General features: G+C 71.3%; 6 protein-coding genes, 2 tRNA genes and 1 pseudogene. 7 read left to right on the top strand and 2 right to left on the bottom strand.

Annotation, left to right across the window (positions count from 1 at the left end; translation table 11 throughout):
• Nucleotides 1-5: 5 nt before the first annotated feature.
• Nucleotides 6-78 (top strand) — tRNA-Ala (locus GTW40_RS27120).
• Between the two features lie 56 nt (nucleotides 79-134).
• A tRNA-Ala gene (locus GTW40_RS27115) sits at nucleotides 135-207 on the top strand.
• Nucleotides 208-342: 135 nt separating this feature from the next.
• Here the strand turns inward: GTW40_RS27115 and GTW40_RS27110 are convergent.
• Together GTW40_RS27110 and GTW40_RS27105 are read right to left on the bottom strand one after the other, a co-directional pair.
• On the bottom strand, nucleotides 343-1,953 hold the full coding sequence (locus GTW40_RS27110) for an NADH-quinone oxidoreductase subunit NuoF family protein (protein WP_161182774.1): 1,611 nt from the start codon (nucleotides 1,951-1,953) through the stop codon (nucleotides 343-345).
• On the bottom strand, nucleotides 1,950-3,188 hold the full coding sequence (locus tag GTW40_RS27105; RefSeq protein WP_202486478.1) for a cytochrome b/b6 domain-containing protein: 1,239 nt from the start codon (nucleotides 3,186-3,188) through the stop codon (nucleotides 1,950-1,952). Before GTW40_RS27105 ends, GTW40_RS27110 begins: the two co-directional genes overlap by 4 nt.
• A gap of 401 nt (nucleotides 3,189-3,589) precedes the next feature.
• Between GTW40_RS27105 and leuS the strand changes: the two genes are divergently transcribed.
• From leuS to GTW40_RS27080, 5 genes and pseudogenes are all read left to right on the top strand, one after another.
• Nucleotides 3,590-6,472: a leucine--tRNA ligase gene (leuS, locus tag GTW40_RS27100; protein ID WP_161182772.1), complete on the top strand. Its 2,883-nt coding sequence runs from the start codon at nucleotides 3,590-3,592 to the stop codon at nucleotides 6,470-6,472.
• Between the two features lie 168 nt (nucleotides 6,473-6,640).
• On the top strand, nucleotides 6,641-7,363 hold the full coding sequence (locus tag GTW40_RS27095) for a hypothetical protein (RefSeq protein WP_161182771.1): 723 nt from the start codon (nucleotides 6,641-6,643) through the stop codon (nucleotides 7,361-7,363).
• An 81-nt stretch (nucleotides 7,364-7,444) separates the two neighbouring features.
• Entirely contained in the window at nucleotides 7,445-8,290 is an 846-nt protein-coding gene (locus GTW40_RS27090; protein ID WP_161182770.1) for a DegV family protein, read from the top strand.
• Between the two features lie 480 nt (nucleotides 8,291-8,770).
• Nucleotides 8,771-9,442, top strand: a complete 672-nt coding sequence (locus GTW40_RS27085) for a ComEA family DNA-binding protein (protein WP_343245795.1) — start codon at nucleotides 8,771-8,773, stop codon at nucleotides 9,440-9,442.
• An 86-nt stretch (nucleotides 9,443-9,528) separates the two neighbouring features.
• Nucleotides 9,529-10,185 (top strand): annotated as a pseudogene (locus tag GTW40_RS27080) (MBL fold metallo-hydrolase); the annotation flags it as partial.

Below are 10,185 nucleotides of genomic sequence, written 5' to 3'. Positions count from 1 at the left end.
CGCGAGGGGCTATAGCTCAGTTGGTAGAGCGCCTGCATGGCATGCAGGAGGTCAGGAGTTCAATTCTCCTTAGCTCCACAGAAAATCGAAGAAGGCTTGCGCCGCCTCCGGGGAAATCCGGAAGAGCGCCGCGAGGGGCTATAGCTCAGTTGGTAGAGCGCCTGCATGGCATGCAGGAGGTCAGGAGTTCAATTCTCCTTAGCTCCACAGAAGTCGAGGGCGGATCATCCGGACGGATGGTCCGCCCTCGGCGTTGTCCGGGTACCCGCATGATGTTTACGGGCCGCGACACGACAAAGGCGGGCCACCCGATCCGGGCGACCCGCCTTCCATGTGTCGATCTCAGCGGCCGAGCGCGCGCCGTCCGCGACCCTGGGAGACCACCGGCAGGTTCCTCGAGGGCGCCTGGCCCCGGGTGTCCTCCTCGACCCGCAGCGCGAGCGCGGGGCAGCGGCGTACCGCGCGCAGCGCCTTCGCCTCCGCGGACCGCGGCACCGAGGCCTGCGCGACGGTCGGGAAGCCGTCCGCGCCCAGTTCGAAGACCTCCGGGAGGATGTCCGCGCACAGTCCGTGGCCCCGGCACAGCGTCCAGTCGACGTAGATCTTCTGGCGGCTGCTGCCGGAGTCCTCGGGCTCTGCGCCGCCCGGGATGCCCGTGGGCATCTTCCCGCCCTCGAAGAGCGGCAGGACGCCCTCCACGGGCCGTCCGCAGCCATTGCCGAGGACATGGGCGGCCAGGTCGTCCGTGAACGCCTTGATGGTCGACTCGAGGAACATCGCGGAGCCGTCGGGGTGCGAGCACGCCCCGCGCCGCTTCACGCTCTTGGCGACCTGCTTCAGCGCCTCCAGGGCGGCCGGGCCGCCGCCGTTGATGATGTCCTCCAGGCCGCGCGCGGCGGCGGGCAGTCCGAGGTAGCAGGGCCCGCACTGGCCGGCGCTCTCCTCGGCCAGCCACTGCGCCACGCGGAGCGACTCGCCCAGCGGGCAGGTCTCCTGACTGATCGGCAGGATCGCGCCCGCGCCGAGCGCACCGCCCACCGCGTCCAGCGAGTTGCGGGAGACGATCGCCTCGTTCACGGTCGCCGCGTCGATCCACTTGCCGTGGTAGCCGCCGGTCAGTACGCCCTGCGGGACCGGCGGGGCACCGGCCAGCTGGAGGACGTAGCGCAGCGGTACGCCCGTCGGCACCTCGATGACCATGGGGCGCGCGACCGCGCCGGAGACCGTCAGCATGACGGTGCCCGGCTCGTCGTACAGACCGGTGTTGCCGTAGCGCTCGGGGCCGATGCGGGCGGCGATGGCCAGCTGGGCGAACGTCTCGGCGTTCGACAGCAGCGTGGGCGCGCCGCCGACGCCGCTCTGTGAGGCGCTGACCTTGCGGCCGGGCGGGATCGCCGGGCCGCCGTCCACCGAGCGGATCAGGGAGGCGGCGGCGCCGGTGACCATGCGCACCGGGTTGCGCTGCACCCAGGCGCGCAGGGCGGAGCGGCGGCTGTTGCTCAGGCCGCGTTCGGCGAGCGCGGCCTCCATGGAGCGCTGGGTGGACTCGCGGGTCACGCCGATCACCAGCGTGCGCGCGCCCATCGCCTCGGCGCACAGCAGTGCGCCGTCCAGGATGAGGTGCGGGGCACGGTTGATGAGCACCGTGTCCTTGCGGCAGGCCGGTTCGTCCTCGCTGCCGTTGACGACGACGACCGGCCGTACGCCCTTCTTGATCGCCGAATCGGCGACCGAGCGGAGTTTCTTGTGGAAGGGGAAGCCCGCGCCGCCGCGGCCCTTGAGATTGATGCTCTCGGCGAGCTGCGCGAGCTGCTCGCCGCCGAGCGGGTCGAGCGGCCCGTGCACCTTGAGGTGCATGGGCAGATCGAGCCGCTCCACAAGGTCGAAGCCCGACGTGAGCTGGGGAAGTCCGACCACGCGGACTTCGGGGACGTCGGGCAGGGCCTCGTTCACCTATAGCCTCCGGAAGGCATGTTCCAAGGTTCGCCCGAACCCGGCGTGTCGAAGGACGCGCCGGGGGTTGGTTCGGTGGCGGGACCACTGTTGAACGTTTCGGACGAGTTGTACGTCCCGTACCGGGCGTTCGTCTCACCCATGTTGCGCACATCACCCGCACCGCCGCCGGGAGCGCCCGGATTGCCATAGACCGGGATGCTGTATCCGGTGTCCTGGAGCGGGTCGTAGGCCGACGGCGGGGCCTCGCCGACGGGCGGCGGGGACGGAACCGGCCAGCTCGGGGCGGACGGATCGTTCACGCGCGGCATGGCCTCCGTGGGGCGCGCGTCCATCGGGGCGCCGCCCGCGTACGGCTGCTGCGGGGGACCGGCCGTGCGGTACGCGGCGGCGAATCCGGCGCCTGCCGCGCCCGCGGCCGGGGACTGGTACAGACCACCGGAACCGGCTCCGGGGGCTCCATCGCCGCGCCGGGGCTCGCGGTCCCTGACACCGGACTCGGCGACCCGGTTGCGGCTGGCCTCCAGCTGGTCCATGCCGGGGCGGCTGGAGTTGCCGAGGAGCGCCATGACGCGGTCGGAGAGCTTGCGCTTGACCGGGCGCGGCGCGGCGCGCAACGCGAGGGCGGCCATCACGCCGAGCAGGGAGAGGCTGTAGAGGATGGTGAAGATCGGCTTGGCCGCGCGGCCCGCGTAGAGGCCGTGGACCAGGGCCGCGCACCAGGCCGGGTAGGCGAGCATGTGCATGGCGCGCCAGCGGGCGGCGACCGGGGCCGGGGCGGCGAAGTTGCTGCGCAGGGCGCCGGTCACGCCGACGAAGATCATGAGCAGACCGGCCAGGGAGCCGAGGCCGATCAGTCCGCCGCTGCCGGTGATGCCGAGCGAGAACGGGATGATCGCGGCGATCACCACCGTGTGGTCCAGCGTGATCTTGGTGACGATGTGCAGCAGCAGGAACGCGATCGAGGCGACCGCCGTCGTCCGGTGGATGGCCTGGCCGACGATCCGCTGGCGGATGTTCAACAGGATGCGGTCCTGGGCGACCAGGCCCCAGATCACCGAGCAGCTGAGCGAGACGAGGGACAGCACGCCCGCGCCGAAGTTCAGGAACTCTTGGAACTGGCTGCCTCCGACCAGCACGACCACGGGTATGAGCAGCAGGACGACAGCGGACGCCACCCCATAGGCCGACCGGCCTGGCTTGGGGAGCGAGCTGTTACTACGACGAGGGTTCATGGGGGCAACTCCGAGCAGTTTCGGGAAGGCGGTCCCGCTGCCGAACTCTAAGTGGAGCCATACCGATCAGTACGAGGTTTGAGTTATTGCGTTGTTATCTAAGAACGGAACCGCGACGGTGACGTCCCTTAGTGACTGTTACGCGAAGTAATCTTTGACCCGGGTTCAGATCTGGCGGCCGTACGGACATGTCTTCATGGCATACGCAAGAGCGTCGCGGCTTGCTCAAGGGCTGCGGTACCCTAGCGCCATGCGTGCTGTACGCCTTCTGCTTAGTGAGCCGCGCTGACAGTGCCGACCACCGGTCGAACCGGACGGTCGGAGCCGGCGCGGCATCCCCTCCTGTGTGAGGGGATTTTTCGTTTCCGCAGGCAGAGACGATCGATGGAGCTTTGAGGATCATGAGCGAGACGAACCCCTCCGCCACCGCTGCCGGGTCGGCGGAGGCCGCGCCGCACCGCTACACGGCCGCCATGGCCGCCGAGATCGAGGCACGCTGGCAGGACTTCTGGGACGCGGACGGCACCTACGCCGCGCCGAACCCCAAGGGCACCCTCGGCGGTGATCCGGAGCTGGTCGCCCGGCCCAAGAAGTTCATCATGGACATGTTCCCGTATCCCTCCGGCGCGGGCCTGCACGTCGGCCACCCGCTGGGCTACATCGCCACCGACGTCTACGCCCGCTTCCAGCGCATGACCGGGCACAACGTCCTGCACACCCTGGGCTTCGACGCCTTCGGCCTGCCCGCCGAGCAGTACGCCGTGCAGACCGGCACGCACCCGCGCGTGTCCACCGAGGCCAACATGGAGAACATGAAGGCCCAGCTGCGCCGCCTGGGTCTGGGCCACGACAAGCGCCGGTCGTTCGCCACGATCGACCCGGAGTACTACAAGTGGACCCAGTGGATCTTCCTGCAGATCTTCAACTCCTGGTACGACGAGCAGGCCGGCAAGGCCCGTCCGATCTCCGAGCTGATCGCCCTCTTCGAGTCCGGTGAGCGTCCCGTACCGGGCCACACGCGCGCGTGGAGCGAGCTGAGCGCCACCGAGCGCGCCGACGTGCTGGGCGAGTTCCGGCTGGCCTACGCCTCCGACGCGCCGGTCAACTGGTGCCCGGGACTGGGCACCGTGCTGGCCAACGAGGAGGTCACGGCGGACGGCCGCTCCGAGCGCGGCAACTACCCGGTCTTCAAGTCCAAGCTGCGCCAGTGGAACATGCGCATCACCGCCTACGCCGACCGCCTGCTGACGGACCTGGACGGGCTGGACTGGCCCGAGGCCATCAAGCTCCAGCAGCGCAACTGGATCGGCCGCAGCGAGGGCGCCCGCGTCGACTTCCCCGTCGACGGCGAGCGCATCACCGTCTTCACCACCCGCCCCGACACGCTGTTCGGCGCGACCTACATGGTGCTCGCGCCCGAGCACCCGCTGGTCGAGAAGTTCACCCCCGAGGCATGGCCCGAGGGCACCCACGAGGCGTGGACCGGCGGTCACGCCACCCCGGCCGAGGCCGTCGCCGCCTACCGCGCGCAGGCCGCCACCAAGTCCGACGTGGAGCGCCAGGCCGAGGCCAAGGACAAGACCGGTGTGTTCACCGGTGTGTTCGCGACCAACCCGGTCAACGGCGAGCAGGTCCCGGTCTTCATCGCCGACTACGTGCTGATGGGCTACGGCACCGGCGCCATCATGGCCGTCCCCGCCCACGACACGCGCGACTTCGCCTTCGCCCGCGCCTTCGAACTGCCCATCCGCTGCGTGGTCGAGCCGACCGACGGCCGCGGCACCGACACCGCCGCCTGGGACGACGCGTTCTCCTCCTACGAGGCGAGGCTCGTCAACTCCGCGGGCGAGGGCATCACCCTGGACGGACTGGCCGTCCCCGAGGCCAAGGCCCGCATCACCGAGTGGCTGGCCGAGACCGGCATCGGCGAGGGCACCGTCAACTTCCGCCTGCGCGACTGGCTGTTCAGCCGCCAGCGCTACTGGGGCGAGCCCTTCCCGATCGTCTACGACGAGGACGGCGTCGCCCACGCGCTGCCCGAGTCGATGCTCCCGCTGGAGCTGCCCGAGGTCGAGGACTACAGCCCGCGCACCTTCGAGCCGGACGACGCCGACACCCAGCCCGAGCCCCCGCTCTCGCGCAACGACGAGTGGGTCCACGTCACCCTGGACCTGGGCGACGGCCCGAAGAAGTACCGCCGCGAGACCAACACCATGCCCAACTGGGCCGGTTCCTGCTGGTACGAGTTCCGCTACCTGGACCCGCGCAACGACGAGCGGCTGGTCGACCCCGAGGTCGAGCAGTACTGGATGGGCCCGCGCGAGGGCATGCCGCACGGCGGTGTCGACCTGTACGTCGGCGGCGCCGAGCACGCGGTGCTGCACCTGCTGTACGCCCGCTTCTGGTCCAAGGTCCTCTTCGACCTGGGATACGTCTCGTCCGCCGAGCCGTTCCACAAGCTGTTCAACCAGGGCATGATCCAGGCCTACGTCTACCGCGACAGCCGCGGCATCGCCGTCCCGGCCGCCGAGGTCGAGGAGCGCGACGGCGCCTTCTACTACGAGGGCGAGAAGGTCTCCCGGCTGCTCGGCAAGATGGGCAAGTCCCTGAAGAACGCCGTCACCCCGGACGAGATCGCCGCCGAGTACGGTGCCGACACCCTGCGCCTGTACGAGATGGCGATGGGCCCGCTGGACGTCTCCCGCCCGTGGGACACGCGCGCGGTGGTCGGCCAGTTCCGGCTGCTGCAGCGGCTGTGGCGCAACATCGTCGACGAGAACACCGGCGAGATCACCGTCACCGACGCCGAGCCCGACGAGGACACGCTGCGTGCCCTGCACAAGGCGATCGACGGTGTGCGCCAGGACCTGGAGGGCCTGCGCTTCAACACGGCGATCGCCAAGATCACCGAGCTGAACAACCACCTGACCAAGTCCGGTGCCGCCCTGCCGCGCACCGTCGCCGAGTCGCTGGTCCTGATGGCGGCGCCGCTGGCCCCGCACATCGCCGAGGAGCTGTGGCGCAAGCTCGGCCGCACCGACTCGGTCGTCCACCAGGACTTCCCGGTCGCCGACCCGCGGTACGTGGTGGACGAGACCGTCACCTGCGTCGTGCAGATCAAGGGCAAGGTCAAGGCCCGCCTGGAGGTGTCCCCGGCCATCTCCGACGAGGAGCTGGAGAAGGCCGCGCTGGCCGACGAGAAGGTCGTCGCGGCCGTGGGCGACGCGGCCATCCGCAAGGTGATCGTGCGGGCGCCCAAGCTGGTCAACATCGTGACCGGCTGACGCGCTCGAAAGACACCGGCCACCGGGCTCGCGAGGGCCGGTGGATCCGGTGTCGGGGTGATCCCCTACGGGCAGGTTCGGGGTTCGGACGGAACCCCGGGCCTGCCCGTTGCGTTTACCGTAAAGAGCGAGGCGGTGCGTGCCGCCCAGGGGTCGAGGAGGAGCGTCATGGAAACCGTGCTCACCGTGGTCGCCCTGCTCTTCCTGCTCTGCCTCGGCCTCGGCGTCTACGCCACGGTCAAGGTGGTCGGCGCCGCCAAGCGCACCGTGGACCGCACGGTCGCCCAGGCCCGCCGCACGGTCGAGGACCACACCCTGCGCGCCAAGTCCTACGGCCGCCCGGGCCCGGCCGGCGAGATCGCCCAGCTGCGGCTCACCCTGCGCACCTCGATGCGCGCCACCCAGGACGCGCTGCACTCGGGCGTCGTCCAGGACGAGTCGCTGAAGGAGTCCCTCGGCCTCTTCGAGCGGCTGAGCACGCACGGACAGGAACTGGACGCGGTCCTGCGGCGCCTGGAGTCCGAGCCCGACCGGAACACGCTCGCCGCCCGGCTGCCCGAGCTGCGCACCCGCACCGAGCGCATCACCGCCTCCGCCGACTCTCTGCGCTGGGCCGTCCGCGACCGCGCGGGCCGCTTCGCCGACGACGACCTGGACTCGCTCAGCGCCCAGATCGACATCGAGACCGGCGCCCTGCGCCACTGGACCCGGACCGACACCGGCGACCCGGCCACCCCCTGGCCCGAGACCCCGGCGAACGCGAGCGGCGAGTGGCCCCCGGCAGCCGGTTCCGACCGCCCGGACCCGCTCGCACCGCCCGCGATCACCCCGCCCGGGCCACGCTCCGTCCACCCCTGGCAGCGCAAGCCGCGCCCCGAGACCACCGCCTGATCCCGCCCCATCGGTCCGTCCCGGTTCCACCGACCGGGGGCGGGCTGCCGCACCCCTCCTACGCCAGGTAACCTCCAGCTCATGTCCCGCCATGTCGCGATCGTCACCGATTCAACGGCCTACCTGCCGCCGGGGGCGATGGAACGCCACGGCATCACAGCGGTGCCGCTGACGGTGGTCCTCGGCGACCAGGCGCTCGAAGAGGGCACCGAGATCTCCACCCGCTCCCTCGCCCAGGCACTCCAGAAGCGCCGCCCGGTCACCACCTCCCGGCCCAGCCCCGAGGAGTTCGCCGCGGTCTACCGCGAGGTGGCAGCCTCCGGCGCGAGCGGCATCGTCTCCCTCCATCTGTCCGCCGAGCTGTCCGGCACCTACGACGCGGCGGTCCTGGCGGCCCGTCAGGCGCCCGTGCCGGTACGGGTCGTGGACACGCAGATGGTCGCCATGGCGCTCGGCTTCTGCGCGCTGGAGGCGGCCGCGACGGCGGAGGCGGGCGGCACGATGGACGAGGCCGTGGCCGCCGCCGAGAAGCGCGCCTCGACCACCTCCGCCTACTTCTACGTGGACACCCTCGACTATCTGCGCCGGGGCGGCCGCATCGGTACCGCACAGGCCCTGCTCGGCTCCGCGCTCGCCGTCAAACCCCTCCTCCAGCTCGCGGGCGGCCGCATCGAACTCCTGGAGAAGGTCCGCACCGCGTCCAAGGCGATCGCCCGCCTGGAGGAGATCGCCGTGGAACGGGCGGGCAGCGGCGAGGTCGACATCGCCGTCCACCACCTCGCCGCGCCCGAGCGGGCCGCCGTGCTGGGCGAACGACTGCGGGAGCGGTTGCCCGGGTTGGGCGAGATGCATGTGAGCGAGGTCGGGGCGGTGATCGGGGCGCATACGGGGCCCGGGTTGCTGGGGGTCGTGGTTTCACCTCGGTGAGGGGTTTCTGCGGGGTGGGCTGTGGATCGGTGCCTTCGAGTTCTGTGGGGCTTCACTCGTAAGGGTGGTCGAGTTATCCACAACTCGGCCTGGTTCCACGGAAATTGACCAAGATCATCGCCATTCGGCAGGATGCCCGATCCTCGTCGCATGGCACTTCGATCAGACACACGGACAGCCGTCCCCACCAGCGGTCCCGGCCGGGGGCCCGACTCCGACAGCCGTACCCGACACCGCCGCCCGCCCCAGAACGGCCGCGCCCGGCACAGGTCACCCGTCCCGGCGGACGAGCTGCGCCGCCGCGCGGGGCTTCTCTTCGGTGAACCGCCCGTGGAATGGCGGGAGTCGGGCAAAGCCCCACCCGGAGGTGACAAGCCCCGGTATCAAGCCCGTTATGTACGTGCGCCGTTGGAGGAGCCCGAGCCGCCGCCTCTCGGACCCGGCCGGCGCGAGCGTGCCGGACTCGCTCTGCGGGAGCGGATGCCGCTGTGGCTGCAGACTCGGTGCGGGGTCGAACGGCGGGGCGTGATCGCGCTCGCCGTGGTGCTCCTGGTCGCCGCCGCACTCGCGGCGCAGCACTTCTGGAGCGGGCGTACACAGACGGTGAGCGCGCCCGAGGTGGTGCACGCGAAGAAGCCGTATGCCGTGCCGGAGGGGGCGGGCGGTGTGAAATCCCCTGTCTCGGTGGGTGGTTCGACGCCGCCGGGCGGTCAGATCGTGGTGGACGTCGGTGGCAAGGTGCGGGAGCCGGGGATTCGGCAACTGCCCGCGGGTTCACGGGTGGCCGACGCGTTGAAGGCGGCGGGCGGGATGCGTCCCGGGGTGAGCGCAGAGGGGCTCAACAGGGCGCGCTTCCTGGTGGACGGGGAACAGATCCTCGTGGGCTCGACCATGGCTCCAGCCGCTCCATCGGGGCCCTTGGGTGGTGGCGGTACGGGAGTCGGCGGTACGGGTCCTGCCTCGCCGGTCCCCCTCAACACTGCGACGGCCGAACAGCTCGACACCCTCCCCGGCGTCGGCCCGGTCCTCGCCCAGCACATCCTCGACTACCGCACCCGGCACGGCGGTTTCCGCTCGGTGGAGGAGTTGAAGCAGGTCAACGGCATCGGGAACAGCCGGTTCTCGGATCTGAAGCCGCTGGTGCGGCCGTGAGCGCGGTGTGCGAGGGGCGTGAGGGGTGTGATGTCGCCGAGGCCGCTTCCGACGGCAGGCTGTCTGAGGGGCGTTCCGGCGACAGGGTGCCCGAGGGGCTTTCCGGCGAGGGGGCGCCTGCGGGAGCGGTCGCGCGGCAGTCCTCGGAGGCAGGCCCGGCAGACCTGCGGCTCGTACCGTCCGCCCTCGCCGCCTGGGCCGCCTCGGCACTGCTCATCGTGGCCCCGCTGGGGTGGAGCCTCGGGGTGGCGGGTGTCTGCCTGGTCGCCGGGCTGCTGTCGGTCCGGCGGCCGCCGGGTGGCCGGTCCACGTGGCCCCGGGCTCCGGTCGCGGCCGTGCTGTTGTGCACCGCGGCGGCGGCCGTCTCGGCGGGGCTGGACGGGGAGGACGTACGACGCGGCCCGGTGCCCGAGGCGGCCCGGCGGTTCGCGACCGTCACCGCCGAGGTCGAGCTGACGGGCGACCCCTGGCTGAGCAGACCGCGCGTGCGGGGTGATCACGCGGCACCGGTGGCGGTGCTGGCGAGGGCCGAGGTGAGGGAGGTGACGGATGAGGACGGGCACGGCGGTTCGGAGACGCGCACCCGGAGTCCTGTGCTGCTGATCGTCGACACGAAGATCCCGCCGCCGACCGGTGCCGCGGGGGAGCAGGGTCGGCCGCCGTGGCTCGCCCTGTTGCCCTCGACCCGGCTGCGGGTGGGCGGACGGCTGGCACCGCCCCAGTCGGACGGTGACCGGAGCGCC

It is taken from the genome of Streptomyces sp. SID4985 (genome assembly GCF_009863025.1).
GTDB lineage: Bacteria > Actinomycetota > Actinomycetes > Streptomycetales > Streptomycetaceae > Streptomyces.
Note: the sequence above shows the minus strand (reverse complement) of the source record. Positions and strands in the feature narration are given on the sequence as shown.